The sequence below is a fragment of the Enterococcus sp. DIV0210g genome (genome assembly GCF_050559705.1).
GTDB classification, from domain to species: Bacteria; Bacillota; Bacilli; order Lactobacillales; family Enterococcaceae; genus Enterococcus_B; species Enterococcus_B faecalis_A.
The window spans coordinates 1552018-1573346 of the sequence record NZ_CP187903.1 but is presented as its reverse complement, the minus strand read 5'-3'; the positions used below and the strand labels follow the sequence as shown (position 1 = coordinate 1573346).

The 21329-nt window shown below is 40.0% G+C and carries 19 protein-coding genes; 10 read left to right on the top strand and 9 right to left on the bottom strand.

Annotation, left to right across the window (positions count from 1 at the left end):
- Positions 1-58 precede the first annotated feature (58 nt).
- Positions 59-778 (bottom strand): GntR family transcriptional regulator, encoded by a 720-nt coding sequence (locus tag IGI64_RS07595; RefSeq protein ID WP_429940086.1) that lies wholly within the window; start codon positions 776-778, stop codon positions 59-61.
- Between the two features lie 169 nt (positions 779-947).
- Entirely contained in the window at positions 948-2228 is a 1281-nt protein-coding gene (gene celB / locus IGI64_RS07590; protein WP_429940085.1) for a PTS cellobiose transporter subunit IIC, read from the bottom strand.
- Between the two features lie 151 nt (positions 2229-2379).
- Here celB and IGI64_RS07585 point away from each other — a divergent pair, with 151 nt between their 5' ends.
- The gene (locus IGI64_RS07585; protein WP_429940084.1) at positions 2380-3777 is read left to right on the top strand and encodes a glycoside hydrolase family 1 protein; all 1398 of its coding nucleotides are present in this window, start codon (positions 2380-2382) and stop codon (positions 3775-3777) included.
- Positions 3778-3874: 97 nt separating this feature from the next.
- Complete coding sequence (locus IGI64_RS07580) at positions 3875-4312, top strand: universal stress protein (protein ID WP_429940082.1); 438 nt, start codon at positions 3875-3877, stop codon at positions 4310-4312.
- Positions 4313-4378: 66 nt separating this feature from the next.
- Here IGI64_RS07580 and IGI64_RS07575 read toward each other — a convergent pair whose 3' ends face one another.
- Both IGI64_RS07575 and cls read right to left on the bottom strand, forming a co-directional pair.
- The gene (locus tag IGI64_RS07575; RefSeq protein WP_034863204.1) at positions 4379-4777 is read right to left on the bottom strand and encodes a VOC family protein; all 399 of its coding nucleotides are present in this window, start codon (positions 4775-4777) and stop codon (positions 4379-4381) included.
- Between the two features lie 142 nt (positions 4778-4919).
- Positions 4920-6371 carry a cardiolipin synthase gene (cls, locus tag IGI64_RS07570; protein WP_429940081.1) on the bottom strand — a complete coding sequence of 484 codons (1452 nt, stop codon included), beginning with the start codon at positions 6369-6371 and terminating at the stop codon, positions 4920-4922.
- A 339-nt stretch (positions 6372-6710) separates the two neighbouring features.
- Here cls and IGI64_RS07565 point away from each other — a divergent pair, with 339 nt between their 5' ends.
- The gene (locus IGI64_RS07565) at positions 6711-9389 is read left to right on the top strand and encodes a cation-translocating P-type ATPase (RefSeq protein ID WP_016625536.1); all 2679 of its coding nucleotides are present in this window, start codon (positions 6711-6713) and stop codon (positions 9387-9389) included.
- 70 nt (positions 9390-9459) lie between these two features.
- Positions 9460-10257: a class I SAM-dependent methyltransferase gene (locus IGI64_RS07560; RefSeq protein ID WP_429940080.1), complete on the top strand. Its 798-nt coding sequence runs from the start codon at positions 9460-9462 to the stop codon at positions 10255-10257.
- A gap of 18 nt (positions 10258-10275) precedes the next feature.
- On the opposite strand, the gene mazE is transcribed toward IGI64_RS07560, so the two are convergent.
- A complete protein-coding gene (gene mazE / locus IGI64_RS07555) occupies positions 10276-10479 on the bottom strand; it encodes a type II toxin-antitoxin system PemI/MazE family antitoxin (RefSeq protein ID WP_429940079.1) in 204 nt (67 codons plus the stop codon).
- A gap of 103 nt (positions 10480-10582) precedes the next feature.
- On the bottom strand, positions 10583-11743 hold the full coding sequence (locus IGI64_RS07550) for a hydroxymethylglutaryl-CoA synthase (protein WP_429940078.1): 1161 nt from the start codon (positions 11741-11743) through the stop codon (positions 10583-10585).
- A gap of 154 nt (positions 11744-11897) precedes the next feature.
- Here IGI64_RS07550 and IGI64_RS07545 point away from each other — a divergent pair, with 154 nt between their 5' ends.
- The 3 genes from IGI64_RS07545 to IGI64_RS07535 all read left to right on the top strand — a co-directional run bounded on the left by IGI64_RS07545 (position 11898) and on the right by IGI64_RS07535 (position 15927).
- Positions 11898-14333 (top strand): hydroxymethylglutaryl-CoA reductase, degradative, encoded by a 2436-nt coding sequence (locus tag IGI64_RS07545; protein ID WP_429940077.1) that lies wholly within the window; start codon positions 11898-11900, stop codon positions 14331-14333.
- Positions 14334-14533: 200 nt separating this feature from the next.
- Positions 14534-15262, top strand: coding sequence for a hypothetical protein (locus IGI64_RS07540; RefSeq protein ID WP_429940076.1), 729 nt, complete (start codon positions 14534-14536; stop codon positions 15260-15262).
- A 308-nt stretch (positions 15263-15570) separates the two neighbouring features.
- Positions 15571-15927, top strand: a complete 357-nt coding sequence (locus IGI64_RS07535; RefSeq protein ID WP_429940762.1) for a type II toxin-antitoxin system HicB family antitoxin — start codon at positions 15571-15573, stop codon at positions 15925-15927.
- Positions 15928-16023: 96 nt separating this feature from the next.
- On the opposite strand, the gene IGI64_RS07530 is transcribed toward IGI64_RS07535, so the two are convergent.
- On the bottom strand, positions 16024-16281 hold the full coding sequence (locus IGI64_RS07530) for a hypothetical protein (protein ID WP_429940075.1): 258 nt from the start codon (positions 16279-16281) through the stop codon (positions 16024-16026).
- 48 nt (positions 16282-16329) lie between these two features.
- Positions 16330-17181, bottom strand: coding sequence for an aldo/keto reductase (locus tag IGI64_RS07525; RefSeq protein WP_429940074.1), 852 nt, complete (start codon positions 17179-17181; stop codon positions 16330-16332).
- Positions 17182-17347: 166 nt separating this feature from the next.
- On the opposite strand from IGI64_RS07525, the gene IGI64_RS07520 reads away from it, so the two are divergent.
- Positions 17348-18352 (top strand): nucleoid-associated protein, encoded by a 1005-nt coding sequence (locus IGI64_RS07520; protein ID WP_034863214.1) that lies wholly within the window; start codon positions 17348-17350, stop codon positions 18350-18352.
- 496 nt (positions 18353-18848) lie between these two features.
- Here the strand turns inward: IGI64_RS07520 and IGI64_RS07515 are convergent, their stop codons facing one another.
- Positions 18849-19202, bottom strand: coding sequence for a YxeA family protein (locus IGI64_RS07515; RefSeq protein ID WP_429940073.1), 354 nt, complete (start codon positions 19200-19202; stop codon positions 18849-18851).
- Positions 19203-19361: 159 nt separating this feature from the next.
- Here IGI64_RS07515 and IGI64_RS07510 point away from each other — a divergent pair, with 159 nt between their 5' ends.
- Positions 19362-19856 carry a hypothetical protein gene (locus tag IGI64_RS07510; protein ID WP_429940072.1) on the top strand — a complete coding sequence of 165 codons (495 nt, stop codon included), beginning with the start codon at positions 19362-19364 and terminating at the stop codon, positions 19854-19856.
- Positions 19857-20032: 176 nt separating this feature from the next.
- Positions 20033-21220, top strand: a complete 1188-nt coding sequence (tuf, locus tag IGI64_RS07505) for an elongation factor Tu (RefSeq protein ID WP_016625549.1) — start codon at positions 20033-20035, stop codon at positions 21218-21220.
- Positions 21221-21329: the final 109 nt, after the last annotated feature.

Sequence of the window (21329 nt, the reverse complement as noted above, 5' to 3'; positions counted from 1 at the left end):
TTCCACATGGCGGAGTCTTTCCGCCGCACGGAAGAGCACTTATTTTTGTTTGACTGGATCAATTTGATTTGACATCCAGCAGCGAATAGCTTCGGCTGTCAAATCGATTTCGGCTTGTTGAATACTCGATAGGTTTTCCATCTTTTAGGTAAACGACTTGCTGGACTTCCAATACAGGATCATTTTCTGCACAATGCAAGTATTTTTGATCATAAACGGTACTTTTGTCCGCAGAGATTGCACGATACGCGCCAGCAAAAGCAATGTTCAACGATTCGTGCAAGTAAGCATAGATAGAAGAAAGCAGGTGTTCTTTTTTCAATCCAGGAACAAGGTGAACGGGCATATATGTATGTTCCAAAATATAAGGTTTGTCATCTAAAATCCGTAAACGATGGATATTATAGACCGGTTGTTCGGCATCGATCATCAAGCGTTCCTGGATCATCTCATTAGGAAATTCAACAGTAAAGTCGATGACGGTGCTTTTTAATGAGCGATGCTGACGTGCCATTTGCTGGCTTAGCCCCTCGTATTCATTTGCTGGGGAAGTATCTTTTTGCAAGAAAGGGTGATTGAGGATCTTTGTTCCAGCCCCTCTTTGAGAATACACTAGTCCTTCCATGAATAAGATGTTCACTGCTTTTTTGATCGTCATACGGCTGACACCGAATTCTTTGACTAATTCTACTTGATTCGGCAGATAACTGTCGGGAGGATATTCTTTTGAACGAATTCTTTCCCGCAAAGTATTTGCGATTTCTTCATATTTTGGCATCTGATCCACCTCCATAGATTGAGTATAACGAAAGTCGGTACATGCGACAAGAATAGTCTCGATAATTCTGTTTTTTTATTTAAAAAGCGAAAGTATTCTTTGTTTAAAAAGAAGAAAAAAACAAATTTACGCAAAAGTTCAACTTTTGCGTAAATTAGATGATTTATTATTATGAAATAGCTTCTAAATCGACATCAGGCTGTTTATCTAAAACTCTTAAGAACGGATACCAGATCAAGCCGACGATGACAAAGTCGATGACTTGCAAGAGACCGCCAAGCCAAGAGTTGGTTGCTAAGACACCGCTTGCAATAATCGGCACAGTCCAAGGAACAGAGACGCCAGTTGGTGCAGGAACAAGTCCAGCTGCCATAACAAGATAGTTGAATGTTGTTACAACTAAAGGAGCAACTACCCAAGGAATCAAAATCGTTGCATTCAATACGATTGGCAGACCAAAGATCGTTGGTTCATTTACATTAAAGATCCCAGGAGCTAGGGCCAAACGACCAACGTCACGGTATTGTTTTTTCTTCAAGACAAATGCCATCAAAAGAACAACAGCAAGCGTCATCCCAGAACCGCCAAGACCTACAGTGAATGTTTCCATAAATGGTTTTGTGATGATATGAGGCAGTGCATCACCACGTTGGTAAGCTTCAAGGTTATCAAGCATCAATGTGTTCCAAATCGGGTCCATTACAGAGTTGACGATGATTTGGCCATGAAGACCGAAGAACCATAAAAATTGAACAAAGAATAATGCTAATAATGTCGCAGGCAAACTGCTGCCAAGACCGGTTAATGGACGTTGGATCACTTCATAAACGACATCATGGAGATTGGCATGGAAGACACCAGTCATGATTGCATTGATGATCAAGAAAACAGTTAGTGTTAATACTGCTGGGATCAATGCAGCAAATGATTTTGTCACTGCTGGCGGAACTCCGTCAGGCATTTTGATCTGCCAGCCGCGTTTTGTGATTCGGCAATAGATTTCTGCAGCAAGGAAAGCCGCGATCATTCCGATGAACATTCCTTTTGCGCCTAAACGATCAAGTGAAAGCACGCCGCTGACTTCTTCACCGCCGACAGTGGTCATGACAAACGGTGTAAGAATCAAGAAACTAGCAAAGGAAACAGCGCCTCCGAAAATACCTTCAACATCATAAGATTTTGACAAATAATAGCCGATACCAAATGTAACAAAGACGGACATGATACTCATTGTTGCGTTTTGCCCATTTCCAAATAACTCAGTTAGTGTTCCTTTGGTCGCATCGTTGAAAAATGGCAAGTTATTGATAACCACCACGATCGAACCGAACATCGTTAAAGGGAAAGAAAGCATGAAGGCATCTCTTAACACGGTGAGATAGCGGTTTTGCCCAAGCAAGTTTGCGAGGGGCATGATTTTTTCTGACAGTTTATCCATAAATCCGTTCATTATATTCACCTCAAGTTTATTTGTAATCGATTACATGAAAAATATATCACGGTATTTTTTAAATGTCTAGTCATTTTTCAATAAAAGTATTGATTTATTTTTTTGAGTTGGTTATGATAACGGTATCAAATGAAAAAGCGAGGAATAGAAAATGACAGTATATAACTTTCCAAAAGGTTTTTGGTGGGGCTCTGCAGCTAGCGGACCACAAACAGAGGGCAGAATTTTAGGAGATGGCAAAGGGGAGAGTATCTGGGACTATTGGTATGAAAAAGAACCAGAGAAATTTTTTGATCAAGTTGGTCCTGAAAATACATCTCAAGTTTATACAAAATATCGTGAAGACGTTCAATTAATGAAACAAACAGGTCATAATACCTTTCGGACATCTATCCAGTGGAGCCGTTTGTTCCCAAATGGCGCTGGAGAAGTCAACCAAACAGCAGTATCTTTTTACCATGATTACTTCACAGAACTTTTAGAAAACGGCATTGAGCCATTCGTCAATCTTTACCATTTCGATATGCCGATGGCGCTGCAGGAAAAAGGCGGCTGGCTCAATCGAGAAACAGTAGATGCGTATGCAGAATATGCAAAAACTTGTTTTGAATTATTTGGCGGGATCGTCAAAAAATGGTTCACCCATAATGAACCAATCGTACCTGTCGAAGCAGGTTATCTGTATCAATTCCATTATCCAAACCATGTGAATCTTAAAGAAGCAGTCCAAGTCGGTTTCCATGAAACATTAGCAAGTGCTAAAGCAATCAAAATCTATCACGAAATGGCACAAGATGGAGAAATCGGGATCATCTTGAACTTGACGCCAAGTTATCCAAGAGATGAAAATAATCCAGCTGATGTGAAAGCAGCCGCGATTGCGGATGCGTTTTTCAACCGCTCATTTTTAGATCCAGCAGTCAAAGGAACATTCCCAGAAGAATTGATCGAGATCGTTAAAGAATTAGATATGGTCCCTGAATTCAAGGAAGGCGACCTTGAACTAATCAAAGAAAATACAGTGGATCTTTTGGGAATCAATTACTACCAGCCTCGAAGAATCAAAGCAAAAGAAACACCTGTCGATCACAAAAACGGCCCAATGCCAGATGATTATTTTGATAATTACGACATGCCAGGCAAAAAAATGAATCCTTACCGCGGATGGGAAATCTATGAAAAAGGAATCTATGATATTTTAACGAATACCCGAGAAAATTATGGCAATATCAAATGCTATATCTCTGAAAATGGAATGGGTGTTGAAGGGGAAGAACGCTTCGTCAATCAAGAAGGCGTGATCGAAGACGATTACCGCATCGAATTCGTACAAGATCATTTGAAATATGTACATCAGGCGATTGAAGAAGGAACAAATTGTGTGGGTTATCATATGTGGACATGTATGGATAACTGGTCTTGGACAAATGCCTATAAAAACCGTTATGGCTTCATCGCTGTCGATTTAGACCAAGACGGCAAACGAACAATCAAGAAATCTGGTCATTGGTTCAAACAAGTATCTGAAAAAAATGGTTTTGAAGCATAAGGTTTATTGTTGTTTGATCAAAAAATATTTTTGATCGTTGATTTATTTGTCCGTTCTCTCAAACAGTGCTAAAATAGATGTAAAGGAGGCGGTTTCAATGGATTCTTATAACAATATTCTAATCGCGATCGATGGGTCGGAACAAGCAGAAAAAGCTTTTGCAGAGGCAATCGAGATTGCGAAAAGAAATCACGCGAAGCTTCACATTTTGTATGTAAATGAAATAACAGGGAATTTCTTTGGTGATTTTGCTTTTACAACTGCGAACCTTCAAGATGAGCTGGATGAAGTAGCGAAAAACCAAATGGATGCGCACCGTAACCTGGCGATTGAGAAAGAAGTAACGGATGTGGAGACCTATATCATGTATGGCTATCCGAAAACATTGATCGCAAATTTCAATGAGTCAAAAGAACCAATTGATCTGATCGTTTTAGGATCAACCGGACTGAACGCAGTAGAACGCGCAATCGTAGGATCAACGACTGCGTATGTCGTAAATCATGCATCGTGCAATGTATTAGTTGTCAAATAAGTAAATTTTGCAAAAACAGAATGAAAAGCAAAAAGCTCCGGCAGATGTTTGTCTGCCGGAGCTTTTCTACATATTCATCCAGTTTGGTTCTAAAATATTTCCATCTAAATCTTGCACTTCCAAATTATACATTTGCTCTTCGGGAAATCCCATATCGACATGGTAAACATTTCCGCCATTTGCTTCTGCTTTTTCACCAAAGGCTTTGACTTCCTCAACGCTGTTCATGCTGAAAGCAATCAAAGCACCGCTTGTTGTTTTTGTATCAGCAATCGTTTTATCACCGATAAACTTGCGATAAAAACCATGATCCAGCAGCATGACCATGAAATGTTCATCCCACACCATTGCAGTTGCTTCATCTGTTGAGAATTCAGGATTCATCGTAAACCCGAGTTTTTGATAAAATTCTGTGGACTTTGCGACATCTTTAACTGGAAAATTTACAAATACCATTGTTGACATTTTTTCTCCCTCCTATTTGAATATCAAAGAAATACACTGGGCATCTCTTTGAAAACGCTATCTTATATTCTATATCCAAGATAAACTGATACCGTTTTTTCGTCTAATAAGAGGAACTTTTCCACTAGAGCTTAATGAATAATTAAAGAATAGGTGAAAACAGGCGAGAAACTTGTTGCTTGAACAATAGCCATTTTGACATCTGGCTTACAGTTTCTTCAGTCATCATGGTAGAGATTGCTTCATCTTGGATAAACTTGTCCGCTAGTTTGTCTAAACATTCCGGGTCGTACAAAACAGCACTGCTTTCAAAATTCAAGCGATAACTGCGGATATCTTGGTTAGCGGAACCGACCATACAGATTTCTTCATCCATGATCAATGTTTTAGCGTGCATAAAGCCGCCTTCATAAATCAAAATCTCGATTTTATCCTTGATAAGCTGGCGTGCATAATACTGTGTCGCACGATAGATGAAGGGATGATCTGGCTTATTTGGGATCATGATTTTTACTTCTACGCCAGAAGCGGCTGCAATTCTCAATGCAGCAAGCACACTTTCATCTAAAACAAGGTAAGGTGTTTGGATCCAAAGGCGTTTTTTTGCGGAAGTGATCAACTTGATAAAAGCGAGTTTGATTTGTTCATTTTCACTATTTGGACCGCTGGAAACGATTTGGATCGATGTTTTGTTTTCTTTGACCGTATGACTGTCTGTTTTCTTGAAGAAATAATCCAAATGATAGCCGACTTTTCGTTCAGCAGGCACAGAAGCATTCCAGTCCATTAGAAAACGTAATTGCAGCAGCGAAGACGCAGCACCATAAATACGAAGATGCGTATCGCGCCAGTAGCCGAATTTTTTCGTTGTTTTGACATATTGATCCGCAATGTTGAAACCGCCGATGTAACTGTACTTGCCATCGATCACAACGATTTTGCGGTGATCATGATAGTTCAGACGAAAACGCATCAATGCTTTTTGCGAAGTAATGAATGTTTGCGCATGACCGCCGTTTTCGATCAGCTTTTTGAAGTCTTTTGCCTTGGAACCTTTTGAACCAAAAGCATCATAAAGCAGACGGACTTCGACACCTTCAGCTGCTTTTTCTTCCAGTAAACGAAGAACTTGCTGCCCAATGCTATCGGTAACGAATGCATAATATTCGATATGGATCGAGTGTTTGGCGTTTTTGATATCTTTTAGAAGAGCATCCAATTTTTCTTGACCATCTGTAAACAAATCAACTGCATTATTTCGTGTCAGCGGCATTCTGTTCAACGCAGAAAAAAAGTCGACGAACTGCTGATGATCGGGATTTTTCATTCCTTGATCGTATAATTCATCTGTATTGTCTTTAAAATCACGAAAGTTATCTAATTCCTTCAAATCGCTTTGTTGAAGATAGAATTTTTTCTTGTCAGTCAATCCTCGACCGAAGAAGAGATATAAAACAAAACCGAAACCAGGCAAAGCAAATAACACCAGCAGCCATGCCCAGATCGCTGCAACATCTCTAGGTTTCATCAAAATAGTAATTAATGCAATAAGTGCATTGATAAAAAAAATAAAAGAAATAATACTTCCTACCAACTTGTGTCCTCCTTTTTCAATCTCGTATAGTATAGCATGGCTGCAGTAAAAAATTCTAATTGAGGTGTTGAAAATCTTTCAATATTATTTCAAAAAAAACAATTCCGATAGTTGCGTTTTGCAAAAAAGTAAGGTAACATGAACTTACAGTTGAATAACCTCCTTAGGGGAGTAACCGGCAACCCAGTGTTGCGATAATATCAACAGTAAGTTAACCAATGGTTTTCTGGTATTGTATGAAATGGTGAGACCTAAGACAAATTGCTATTTGTCTTAGGTCTTTTTTTTATGACAGGACAGGAAAAAATTGGTGAAAAATAAAAAAACGGGGGATGACAAGTGGAAAACAAAGAACAGCATCAGCAAGAAATCTACAAAGAATCGGTTCAATCGCTGATGACTCAAACAGAGAGTTCTGAATCAGGGTTGAGTACAGAACAAGCACAAACAAGGTTGGAAAGAGACGGCTACAATCAGCTGAAGGAAGCCCCAAAGAAACCTGTCTGGAAATTATTTTTAGAAACATTCAAAGATGCAATGGTCATCGTTTTGCTGATCGTTGCTGCTATCCAGCTGGTAATGGGTGACTATATCGAGTTTGTCGTTATTTTTGCTGTATTGCTGCTGAACTCAGTAGTTAGTGTTGTACAAGCAAAAAAAGCAGAAGGTTCTCTAGAGGCGCTGAAAAACTTGTCCGCTCCTGATGCACGTGTAATCAGAGATGGCAAAGAGCGTACTGTTTTAGCAAAAGAATTAGTCGTAGGCGATATCGTCTTGCTGGATGCAGGGGATTATGTACCGGCAGATGGCCGTTTGTTAGAGGCTGGTTCGTTGAAAATCGACGAAGGTATGTTGACAGGGGAATCTCAAGCTGCTGAGAAATCAGTAGGAGACATCGAACAAACTGTACCAATCGGCGACCGTACAAACATGGTCTTCAGCGGAACGATCGTAACTTACGGACGTGGAAAATTACTAGTCACTTCTACAGGAAATAACACAGAAATCGGACAAGTTGCCGGATTATTAGAAAGCACAACAGAACAAGCAACACCGCTTCAAAGAGGATTAGACAGTTTCAGTAAAAAACTAAGCTTAGCGATCCTTGCGTTGTCACTTGTGATTTTAGGTATCCAATTATTACGTATCTTTACTGGTGAGGGCACAGGCGATCTTTCAAAAGATATCATCGACGCAATCATGTTTGCTGTCGCTGTTGCTGTTGCTGCAATCCCAGAAGCATTACAGTCGATCGTGACCATCGTTTTATCTTTAGGAACAAACAAAATGGCAAAACGCCATGCTATCATCCGTAAACTGCCTGCTGTTGAAACACTTGGTTCAACAAGTATCATTTGTACGGATAAAACCGGAACATTGACACAAAACAAAATGACGGTCGTTGATTACTATTTGGCGAATGGCGATACAGGCGACTTTACCAATGATCCGTCAAAATGGACAACAGATGAACGCCGCTTGATCGAAATCAGTGTGTTGGCCAATGATGCCTCAATCAGTGAAGATGGAAGCAAACTAGGCGATCCAACAGAAGTAGCATTCGTTGACTTCAGTGAGAAATTAAACCAGCCTTACCATGAGATCCGTCAAAACTATCCGCGTCAAAGCGAATTGCCTTTTGACTCTGATCGTAAATTGATGTCGACCGCTCATTCGATCGACGAAGAAAATGTTCTATTGGTAAAAGGCGGACCAGACATCGTGTTCGGACGAAGCAAATATGTTTTGATGAATGGCGAAGTCGTACCAATGACAGATGAAATCAGAAAACAATTCCAAGACCAAAATGAAGCATTTTCTAAACGCGCATTGCGTGTCTTGGCCTTTGCTTACCGCCCAATCGATTCATTGGAACTTTCATTCGATGACGAAGATGAGCTAGTACTTGTTGGTTTGATGGCGATGATCGATCCGCCAAGAAAAGAAGTAACAAGTGCCGTAGCAGAAGCGAAGAGTGCGGGAATCAAGACAATCATGATTACTGGTGACCACAAAACAACTGCTGTAGCAATTGCGCAAGAAATCGGTATTTTTTCTGAAGGCGACCAAGCATTGACTGGTACTGAACTAGATGCATTGTCTGAAGAAGAATTAACACAAGTTTTAGAAAAAGTAACCGTTTATGCACGTGTTTCTCCAGAAAATAAAATCCGAATCGTTCGTGCATGGCAAACAAAAGGTCATATCTCTGCAATGACTGGTGACGGTGTAAATGATGCGCCTGCCTTGAAACAAGCAGATATCGGTATTGCAATGGGTACAGGGACAGACGTAGCGAAAGATGCAGCAGCAATGGTCTTGACAGATGATAACTTTGCTTCGATCGTAAATGCGGTAGAAGTAGGACGTAACGTTTTCGACAATATCAAAAAAGCTGTTTCTTACTTGTTTGCCGGAAACTTAGGAGCGATCATCGCCATCATCTTTGCCTTACTTGCTGACTGGACAAATCCATTCACAGCGCTGCAATTGTTGTTTATCAACTTAGTAAACGACTCTTTACCAGCGATTGCATTAGGTACTGAAAAAGCAGAGCCGTCAACAATGGAACGTCCGCCAAGAGATCCTAATTCAGGTATCTTTACTGGCCGTACCTTGATTTCTGTAACATACCGCGGAATCTTGATCGGTGTCGCTGTTATCTTTGCACAATGGCTTGGTATGCAGCATTCACAAGAATTCGGTGTAGCGATGTCCTTCTCTACATTGATCTGGTGCCGTACGTTCCAAACTTTCCCAGCACGTTCAAATACCCAAACAGCGTTCCAAGCTGGATTCTTCTCAAACAAAGTTGTACTGTTGGCTGTCGTAGTCTGCGGCGCTTTGTTCAGTTTGACAATGATCCCTGGATTGAAAGAAGTCTTCTCGATTCCAGCTGCATTTGGTATTCAAGAAGTGTTAGTATCTATGGGTATTGCGATCGTAACGATTATTTTGATGGAAATCACAAAACTAATCATCTTGCGTGTCCAAAAAAATAAAGTAGTAAGCGAATAAAAAAATAAAGAAGTTGTCCAGCTATTCAGCAGTTTGCTGATCCTGTTAAATCGATGCAGGAAAACAGGCTGTGATAGCTTCTTTTTTTCCGTTGATTTCAAACGAGAAAGTGGTGAGAAGGATCGAAACAGAAGAGTTTTGGGATGACTTTGCGGAAACCTATTATGAGATCCAAGAAGAATCTCGACTGCCGATTGCAGAAGATGCGGCGGCATTTTTAGCCAAAGCAGGGATTTTCCCTACACAAACATTTGCTGATGCAGCAGGTGGTACGGGGCGCTATCTTAAAAATTTTGCTCCTCAAACAGGTCAATATGATTTGATCGATTTTTCGGATCAAATGTTGAAGTTTGCAAAAATAGAAGCAGAAAAGCACGCCTTGGAAAATGTTCATTTCATCCAAAAAAATATGGCAGACTTTTTTGCTGATGACCAGAAGTATGATGTTGTCTTTTCTGCGATGAACCCAGCGTTGACAGAAGAAAATCAGTTGCTTCAATTGATGAGGAAAAGTAAAAAATGGGTCGTTGTCTTGCGAATGATCGAAAACCATGATGATCTTTTTTCGCGTGCAGACCAACTGTTAGGAATTGCTGAAACAGACCCAAATGATGACAGTTCGCTGATGGATACATTTGAACGTTTTTTGACAGCACAGAACTTAGGATCTCATAAAAAAGATTTTACGTATCAGTACCAAGAAGAAATTACTCGGGAAATGGTGGAAGAATACTATGAAGAACAGCAGAACCATCCGCTGTTTCAGTCATTGCTTGAACGACTTTTTAAAGGAAAAACGACTATCTGCAGCACAACGACTATTACTTATCGATTGTTGTATTGGCCAGCGGGGGATAAAGAAAAGTGAGCCTAAAGGGGGACGCTTCTACAAACACTCTCCAGGGAATCCTGGACTAGCATCAATCTTCTCTCCGTTTTTGGCTGCTTCTTCAAAAATATTTTTTTTCTTTTTAATAAAAGTGATAGAATCATTTGTACCTTTGATTGCAAGATATTCAACATTTTCTTCAATGCCAAATTTTGAAGGAACAGTCAAAACGATTGCATTTCCTTGGCGTCTTGTTTTCATGATAGGACCTCCTTTGTAATGATGATGTATTTAAATTATACTCACTTTTTAGATGAAAAAGAAGACAAAAAAGCAGGAGCGTAATGCACGCTCCTGCTTTTTCTTATGCCATTCCGCGGTAGTAGCGGATATCATTTTCGATTTTTTCGATTGAAAATGTCATTGGATCTGAATAGACTGCCTGTTCACCATGTTCAGGTGCTTTTTCGCTGAAGATTTCTTCATATTCTTGTAAAGAAAGCTTTTTACGTGTGTCCAGCATTTGCTGATGGACATCGGAGAAAAGGTAGTTTTGGAATCCTTTTTCCAGTGTGCCGGTAAAGAATTCACTAACAGCGCCGGAACCATAACTGAAGAGTCCGATTCGTTCGCCGCCTTGTAGGTTTTGGCTGTTTTCAAGTAAAGAAATCAAACCAAGATATAAAGAGCCGGTATAAAGATTGCCGATTCGACGGCTGTAGCGGATGCCTTCTTCATAGCGGGCAAGCAAACGTTCTTGTGTTTCGCTGTCGGTATCTTCTAACACACTTTGTAATGCTTTTTTACCCATTTTTGTATAGGGGATATGGAAGCATAGCGCATCGTAATCAGCTAACTGTAATCCGCTTGTTTCCACGTGGTGGTACCACACTTTTTGGAAAGCTTCGATATAGGTTGCATTTGATAAAGGACCATCGACTACTGGAAATTCGCTGTAATCTGGTCGCCAAAAATCATAGATATCTTCTGTATGGAAAACATTGTCGTTTTCAAAAGAAAGGATTCTTGGATCTTTTGTCACCATCATCGCAACTGCACCGGCACCTTGTGTCACTTCGCCGCCGCTTTTTAGTCCGTAGCGGGCAATGTCGCTGGCGATGACCAATACTTTTCGATCTGGATGGTTTTGGATATATTCTTTTGCCATATTCAATGCTGCAGTTCCGCCATAGCAAGCTTCTTTGACTTCAAAGGCGCGCGCAAAAGGCTGTATTTTCAATAAACGGTGGATAATGACTGCACTCGCTTTTGAATGATCGATCCCAGATTCCGTTCCTACGATCACCATATCGATCGTTTCGCGGTCATCTTCTGTGACGATGCGGCTGGCAGCATTTGCACCAAAAGTAATGATATCTTCTGAAACTGGATTAACAGCCATTTGATCTTGTCCGATACCAATATGATATTTTGCAGGATCGTCCCCACGACCTTCTGCTAACTCTGTCATATCTAAATATAAATCAGGAATAAAAAAGGAAAGTCGATCAATCCCAATTTTCATTTCAACACCTCTTTGCTCAAAATAAAAACTCACGTATAATAAAGTATCACAAAATGAACAAAAAGACAGCGAAGAATACGAATATTTAAGTATTGTTAAAATTTATTTGTATTTGAAGGAAAGAGTGTTATATTTTTTTTTGGAGGTGGCTTACTTGAAAGAAGTCGTAATAATTGATGCAATCCGAACACCGATCGGTAAATATAAAGGAAGTCTAAGTGGCTTTTCAGCAACTGAATTAGGAGAAAAAGTATCCAAAGAGATTTTACATAAAACCCATGTAGCAGGAGATCAGATCGATCAAGTGATCTTTGGAAATGTTCTGCAGGCAGGCAGCGGACAAAACGTGGCACGCCAAATCTCGATCAACAGCGGTATACCTGAGACTACACCGGCAATGACAGTGAATGAAGTTTGCGGATCAGGAATGAAAGCTGTTATTTTAGCAAGACAATTGATCCAGCTGGGAGAAGCAGAAGTCGTGCTGGCTGGAGGGACAGAAAGCATGTCTCAAGCACCATTACTCCAAAAGTATGAGAAAGAGACCGACAGCTATGGTGATCCTATCTCAAGCATGATCAATGATGGTCTGACCGATGCATTTTCAAAGACACACATGGGATTAACTGCAGAAAAAGTGGCCCAAACATTTTCTGTGACCAGAGAACAACAAGATGAATTTGCGTTGCAATCGCAATTAAAAGCAGCAAGTGCCACAGAAAAAGGCATGTTCAAAGAAGAAATCCTTCCTATCCAATCAGGCGAGACCCTTGTGGACCAAGATGAAGGAATCCGCGGAAACAGTACATTAGAAAAACTCGGTACATTACGGACTGTATTTTCTGAAAATGGTACTGTTACTGCAGGAAACGCTTCGACATTGAACGATGGTGCTTCTGTGTTGCTGCTAGCTTCAAAAGAATATGCAGAGAAAAATGGTCTTTCCTATCTGGCAGTAATCAAAGAAACAGCGGAAATCGGGATTGATCCTTCAATCATGGGCGTAGCACCAATCACAGCCATCAATCGACTTCTCGAAAAAGCAGATCTGCCGCTTTCTGAAATCGATTTGTTCGAGATCAATGAAGCATTTGCCGCTTCTTCGATTGCAGTCAATCACAACTTAGGTCTAGATGAAGAAAAAGTCAACATTTATGGCGGCGGGATCTCACTAGGTCATCCGATTGGCGCAAGCGGTGCAAGAATTTTAACAACGTTAGGTTATGCATTGAAACGCGAAGACAAAAAATACGGCATCGCTTCGTTATGTATCGGTGGAGGTCTGGGATTAGCAATGCTCCTGGAATCTCCCAGGCAAAGCAGAGAGGGCCTAAGCCAAAAAAAGTTTTATCAGCTAAGTCCCGCTGAACGACGCCAACAATTGTTGGAAGAAGGCAAAATCACCAAAGAACAAGAAACTGTACTGAAAGAACAAGTTTTAACAGAAGAAATCGCCAATCATTTGATCGAAAATCAAATCAGCGAAATCGAGATTCCGTTAGGTGTGGCACAAAACTTTGTGATAAACGGCCAGTCAAAAATAATCCCAATGGCGACAGAAGAACCTTCCGTTATCGCAGCAGCTAGCAACGGCGCAAAAATCTGTGGAAATATCACGGCTTCTACACCACGCCGGCTGATGCGGGGCCAAATCGTTTTGACAGGTGATGCCGTTTACTTGGAAGTGATCCAAGCTGTAGAAGAGCGGAAAGAAGAACTTTTTGAAGCTGCTGCAAAAAGTTATCCTTCGATTATCAAACGCGGCGGCGGCGTACGCGAAATCTTGACACGAGAATTTATGGGCAGCAGCAGTGCTTATTTGTCGATCGACTTTTTAGTGGATGTAAAAGATGCAATGGGCGCAAACATCATCAATACGATCCTAGAAGGCGTAGCAGAAGAGATCCGCAGCTGGTTTCCAGAAAAAACGATTTTATTCAGTATCTTAAGTAATTTTGCGACAGAATCCTTAGCAACGGCACGCTGTGAGATTCCTTTTGAACGTTTAGGCAAAACAAGAGAAGAAGGTAAAGCAGCTGCTGAAAAAATCCAACAAGCAGGAGAATATGCAAAATTAGATCCTTACCGCGCAGCTACACATAATAAAGGCATCATGAATGGCATCGATGCAGTCGTCTTAGCAACAGGCAATGATACACGTGCCGCAGCTTCTGCAATCCATGTCTATGCTGCACGTCATGGACAATATGAAGGATTGACAGATTGGCAGATCAAAGGTGATAAGTTAGTGGGCGAATTGACGCTTCCGCTAGCAGTGGCTTCTGTGGGCGGCGCGTTGAAGGTTTTACCCAAAGCGAAAGCAGCGCTAGAGATGCTTGATGTAGACTCTGCAGAAGAACTTGCTCAAGTGATGGTCTCTGTAGGTTTGGCTCAAAATTTGGCGGCTGTTCGTGCATTGGTTACTTCTGGTATCCAAAAAGGACATATGGCCTTACAGGCGCGTTCGCTTGCTATTACTGTGGGAGCAAAAGGGGCAGAAATCAACGAATTAGCTGAAAAGCTGAAAAAAGCGAAACAAATGAATCAAGAAACAGCAAGAAAGCTTTTAGCAGAGTTGCGTAAAAAATAGAATCAATGATTTTTGATTTGCAAAAGGAAGAATGAAAAAGTTCATTTCTTCCTTTTTCGTTCTTCTAAAGTGCTGTTTTTTTGAACTTTTCTTAAAAACACCCGCAATTTGACAGAGAATTAAAGTTTTTTTGTACTTATACCTTTTCAATCCGTTGTTTTTTTTTTATAATCGAAAGGTATGAGTGAAGGAGAGTTCTTATGAAGAAAAAACAGAAACAAAAATTATTGAATCAATTCCGTCCATCTTTGGATGCGATCCGCAGTCAATTATTTCATTCTTTAGAAGATGAAAGTTTGCGTCGTTATGGTTTGCCTTTGCAAGTCTTATTAGACCCAACGAATCGAAAAATGTTAACGATTGGTTTGGCTGGCAAAGCAAACGAAAAAACACGTGTCAATGTGCCGATCGACGACAACTTTACAACTGTGTTGAAACGAATCCGTTCAGGTGAACAAGGGATCTTCGAACGTTTCCGCGACAATCTATTGATCGAGATCGTTTCTTACTGGAATGATCAAAGAATGGAAAACCAACCGCAGCAAGAAGTTTCAGAAAAACCAGAAACAGCGAAGCCAGCGGAAAAAGAACCTGTTAAAGAAGAAGCGAAAGCAAAAGAAGAAGTAAAAGAAGAAGCTGAATCAAAACCAGCAGAAACCGAATCAGAAACAAAATTAAAAGGTTCTCTTGATTTCGATGCTTTTTCTAAAGCAACAGCTGACTATCCAAAATTCTATCTTGAGAAATCAGATGAAGCAGTAGTTGTTTACGAAGAAACAGCAAAAGAACCACGTAAATTGGCTGAGATCTCAATGACAAAAGAAAATGACTTTACGATTGAAAAAGCTTTGGAAAGAAAATACAAAGTAAAATTGACTTTTGTTCCATTGATCGAGCAATTTGCAGCAACACCTTTAACAGAACGCTAAAAATAAATATTCGGAACCAGCAAAACATGAGAATGGTTTTGCTGGTTTTTTTGTTCGAAATAAATTGTATGAATACCATTTATTCCGAAAAGAGAAAAAACATAAAAACTTCAACACTTGAAATGATGCGCATAATGCGTATGATGATGAAAGAAGGATATCCGCCAGTTCCGATACCTGTCCATAATAAGGACTTAAAAAAAGGAACAGAGCAAAAACTGCTGAAGGATCTAGGACTTAAAAAGTCCTAGCCTTCAGCGTCCGTAGAAGAAAGGAATGATGGAAAATGAAAAAAAAGTTATCCAGCGATTTTTACGAAAGAAGATGACGGATTTTCGGTGGTGTTTCCTGATTTCGCGGGCGCCACACAAGGGGATGACCTAGAAGAAGCTATGTCCAATGCCAAAGAATTTCTGGATAGTATTTTAGCCTATTCGATCGACGAAAATTTAAAGATCCCTGAACCAACAGATATCAAGCAGCTGCAAGCAGAAGCGGATGAAACGATCATTTCTCTTATCCAAGGAGATCCGTCTCCTTTTATCAAAAAAAAGACCGTTCGGAAAAATGTAACGATTCCTGAATGGCTAGCGGCTAAAGGAGAAAAAGACAAGGCGAATTTTTCTCAAATACTAACGGATGCTTTGTTTAAAAAATACGGTTAAAATAGTTAACTCAACAACTCGCTGCATTACGAAAAATAAAAACAGTAGGATACCCAAGAACATGTGTAAAAAATGCCTGGGAATCCTACTGTTTTTCTATTTATGATTTTCTCGCGGAATCAACCCGAAACAGACACTTTCCTCTGTATAAACGATTTGATGACCATGCCAATTGGTCGTTTTCAGATTTTCCCCAAGTCTTTCCCTGAAAGCTGCCATTTTTTGTTCTTCTGTCCAGCCTCGAGCCGGGAAATGCTGGATTTTATCTGGATAGATCAGGAACAAAAAGTCGGGATGAAAAGTTTGGATAACTGTTTCTGGTAATTGATCCAAGCGTTTCGAATAATCGACCATTGATGAAACAATCCTTTCTTGCATCAAACGAGTGCGTTGCTGTTTTGATTAGAAAGAAGTTGTATCTGGATCTTTTGCTTTACCAACTACGCCGTCTAATTGGTCGATTTGTTTCATTTCTTCTTCTGAAAGTTCGAAATCGAATACTTGCGCATTTTCTTCGATCCGGCTTGGTGTAACAGATTTAGGTAATGGTAAGAATCCATGTTGCAACGACCAGCGCAATGCTACTTGAGCAATTGATTTGCCATGTGCTTCAGCGATTTGTTTCATTTCTGGTACGTCGAAAATTTTCCCTGTTCCTAATGGGCTGTATGCTTCAATCACCATGTCGTGTTGTTTGCCGTAATCGACAACAGCTGGCTGCAATTCGCCTGGTGCTAAGAAGATTTGGTTGACCATCGGCATGATTTTCGCTGTTTTTGCTAATTCATCTAAATGATGCGGTAAAAAGTTGCTGACACCGATTGATTTGATTTTTCCAGCTTCATACAATTCTTCAAAAGCTCTCCATGTCTCAGCGTTGGCTTGCTGCCAGTTTTCGCGGAACGCTACAGGATTTGGCCAGTGGATCAAGAAAAGATCCAAGTAGTCTGTTTGCAATTTTTCCAATGACTCTTCAAAAGAAGACATCACTAGATCATAACTATGGTTTGCATTCCATAATTTTGTTGTTAAGAAGATTTCTTCACGAGGGACGCCGCTTTCTTTGATAGCTTGACCCACGCTTTCTTCATTTTTGTAGCCTTGCGCTGTATCGATGTGACGATAACCAGCTTCTAGTGCTTTTTTGACAGAGGCCACTGCAACGTCTCCGTCAGGTGTTTGCCATGTTCCGAATCCAATGACAGGAATCTCGTAACCGTTTGCTAATTTATAGGTGCTTTTTAATGAATCCATTCTGTTCAGCTCCTTCGTTAATTTAATACATCTACTAGTGTAGCCTACTTTTTTGAAAAATGGATGAATTTTGCTTGTTATTTAAATAGAAATCGTCAAAAAATTCATTTTATAACTAGCAAAAATATTTTTTTTCGCTAAACTAAAACAGAAGGGAATGAAGAACGTGGATATTTATTTAAAAAAAGCAATCATGCATATTATTGATCGGGAAACAGGTTCACCGGTCTTTTCACAAAAAGAACTAGATTTGACGAAAGAATTCGTTCGCGATTACTTACAGAAAAAAATCCAAAAGATCTCATCAGCACAAACAAAAACAGGGACACTTGCCGCCGAAAACGGCTTTACAAAATTGATCCAAGCTTGTCAAGAAGACTTTGTTCCAGCAAGTGAGCAATTAGTCCAACGCTGGTTTGAAGTTTACCAAGAAAGCGAAGAAGCGCCTAGTGCGGATGTCTTTTTGGTGCTTTATGAAGTGGACACAGTTATGCACCTTGCTTTGCTGAAAAACAATTATCGGGAAGCTTATACTCATTTTATCGAAGCCGATGAAGAAGGGATCGACAACAAATTGATTTTAAATCGTGCGATCTTAGGCTCGAAATCACAAAAAGCCGATGAAGCACTTGCTGTTGATCTAAATGGTCTTTCTTATGAATTGATTGAGAAAAAATATGAGTTTTCTGGAAAAAAACAAAATTATTTTTCGGAAAGAGTGATTGAAAGTGTTCCAGCACCTTCTCTTGAAGAAAATGTCAAAGTCATCCAAAAAGTAGCAAAATCATTAGGAAAAAAATTCGAGACAGAAGAATTTGATCTGATTGCTGATTTGAAAGAAGCAGTTTATGACACGATTGAAGAAAAAGGGCGCCTGGATCATGAAATGATTGCTGAAAAAGTCTTCAAAGATAACGTAACAGCGAAACTTGCTTTCAAAGAAGAAGTCCAAGAAAAAGGATTTGTGCCAGAAGCGGAACCTGTTAGAGAAGTCCAAGAAATCTCAGAGAAAAAATTCGGCAAACAGAAATTCAAACTTTCAAATGGAATCGAGCTGGTCGTTCCAGTCGATGTCTATCGAAACCCAGATTTAATCGAGTTCGTCAACAATCCAGATGGGACGATTTCTGTGATGATCAAGAATGTGGAAGAAGTGATGAATCGGATTTAGTGAAAGAGGTTGTTTTCTCAGTGTTCTGTCCCGAGCATTAAGACTCTTTCAGACTGGAAAATAGTTCTTCATATTTTTCAGTCTGAAAGCTTAATACCGAGGGGCAACTGAGAAAACACCGTTTAAGAAGAGGTTGTGAGAGAGCTGTCCAGCTCCAACGCGATAAGATTCTTTTCTCATGGAAAATGGCTTTTCACATTTTTCTGAGAAAAGCTTATCGCTAAGGAGTTAGCTCTCGAACACCGTTTAAAAAAGGTCGAGAGAGGGTCGTTCTGCTCCGAGCACCAAGTAGGTACTGTTCGACATCGAATCATTTCATTCTTCGTGTTTCACAGCATTAAGACTCTTTCAGACTGGAAAATAGTCCTTCATATTTTTCAGTCTGAAAGCTTAATACCGAGGGACAGCTTTTTTAACCTATTCAGTATGTTTATTGCGTCGATAATCACAGGAAAGCAAATAAAAAGAGCCGAGTTTTCCACTCGGCTCTTTTCGTTTATTCTAATTTATCCAATGCTGCATCTGGGACATCGCTTTGTTTTACTTCTTCCCAGCCCATGACACCTTTACGGGGGTTCACGCTGAGTTTCAAGTAAGCATTCATTTTCAGGGGCCGATCACGTTCTTCCCGCAAAGTAATATCCTTGGATTCGCCTTTTTCATTATATGCTTTTTGGTCATAGATATAGACATTATATCCTTCACCTTTATCTGTGTGACCTGTTTCTTTTTCGCCATTCGTCACGATTTTTGTATAGTAGGTTGAACCGCCATAAAAATAATTATAGGCACCCCAGCTCCCGCCGATAAAAATCGCAAGAACGATCAGTAAACCGATGATTTTTTTCATCTTTCTCACCTCGTTATTATTATTCCTTAAAAAAACGATTTCGTCTATCAAAAAAGGCTGAAATTAAACTTTCTATAAGATAATGTATGAGTTACTTTTTGCGAAACAAAAAAGTTATGCTACAATTATGTTAACGTTTTCAAAAAAGAGGTGTTGTTTTTGGCAGAAGAATATTTTGAGACCAGTTTCCGTTTCAAATGGGGCGTTGGTTCGATCATTGAGTTCATTACAGAAGTATTAAGCTATGTGGTTCCATCAGCAGGGATCGATTTTGCCTATGAATTAGAAGGGATCCGTTATGAATATTTGGTGCAGGAAAAACGATTTTCCGAAACAGGGGAGAATTTCAAGAATACTTATAGTACAAAAACCAATTTTGTATTAGAAGTTCCTAGTAAATCACTATTCGACGAATTCATTGTGACTTTTGGCAACCAGTATCTAAAAAAGGTCAAAGAGCGGCTTATCACGGAATTCCAAGAAGAAAATGGACGAAGCCGAGCGTTGCACGAAGTATACGACGAACTGGAAAATTTTGATGCAATCTTGACGTATACAGAACTAAATTTGGAATGGATGGATGATCAAACACTTGTCGTAAACGATCCAAACCCTCAGAGGATCAACGATGATGAGTCCTTTTTCATGGGCTGAAAACGACGAGCGTCTTTCTTGACTTTGACCAACTTTGACGTATAATAAAGTCAGATTTGATTCTTACATAAAGTAAGTGATACATATCCTTTTTGCTTTTTGGAAAAAGAGACTATAATGTATTCGTGAGAACTGAATCTATTCAGTGACCCAAACTATTTAGGAGGTTTGTAATTATGGCAAAAGAACATTACGACAGAAGTAAACCACACGTTAACATCGGGACTATCGGCCACGTTGACCATGGTAAAACAACATTAACAGCTGCGATCACTACAGTATTAGGGAAAAAAGGCCTTGCAAATCCTCAAGATTACGCAAGTATCGACGCAGCCCCTGAAGAAAGAGAACGCGGGATCACAATCAATACAGCCCACGTAGAATATGAAACAGAAAAACGCCATTACGCGCATATCGATGCTCCAGGACACGCGGACTATGTGAAAAACATGATCACTGGTGCTGCCCAAATGGACGGAGCAATCTTGGTTGTTTCAGCAACAGATGGACCAATGCCTCAAACACGTGAACATATCTTGCTTTCACGTCAAGTTGGTGTAAAATATCTGATTGTTTTCTTGAATAAAACAGACTTAGTCGATGATGAAGAATTGATCGATCTAGTTGAGATGGAAGTTCGCGAATTATTGAGCGAATATGGCTTCCCAGGTGATGACACACCTGTTATCAAAGGTTCAGCATTAAAAGCACTTCAAGGTGATCCTGATGCCGAAGCTGCAATCATGGAATTGATGGATACTGTTGATGAATATATCCCAACTCCAGAACGTGATACAGACAAACCATTGTTATTACCAGTCGAAGATGTCTTTTCAATTACTGGACGCGGAACTGTTGCATCTGGTCGTATCGACCGCGGTGCTGTACGTGTTGGTGATGAAGTAGAAATCGTCGGAATCAAACCTGAAACTCAAAAAGCAGTGGTAACCGGAGTAGAAATGTTCCGTAAAACACTGGATTATGGAGAAGCAGGAGATAACGTAGGTGTCTTGTTGCGTGGTATCACAAGAGACGAGATTGAACGTGGTCAAGTATTAGCAAAACCAGGTTCAATCACTCCACATACAAAATTCAAAGCAGAAGTTTATGTATTGACAAAAGAAGAAGGCGGACGTCATACACCATTCTTCAACAACTATCGTCCACAATTCTACTTCCGTACAACAGACGTGACTGGAACAATCGTTTTACCAGAAGGAACAGAAATGGTTATGCCTGGTGATAACGTGACGATCGAAGTTGAATTGATCCATCCAATCGCTGTTGAAAATGGAACAACTTTCTCTATCCGTGAAGGCGGACGAACAGTTGGTTCAGGAATCGTTACAGAAATCGAAGCATAAAAATCAGCTGCATACTCGCAACAATCGAGTACCAACTGAATATTTTTTAAAAGAGGCTTGATGACAAATGTCACAGCCTCTTTTTTTTGTTCAAAACAGGTAGCTTTCG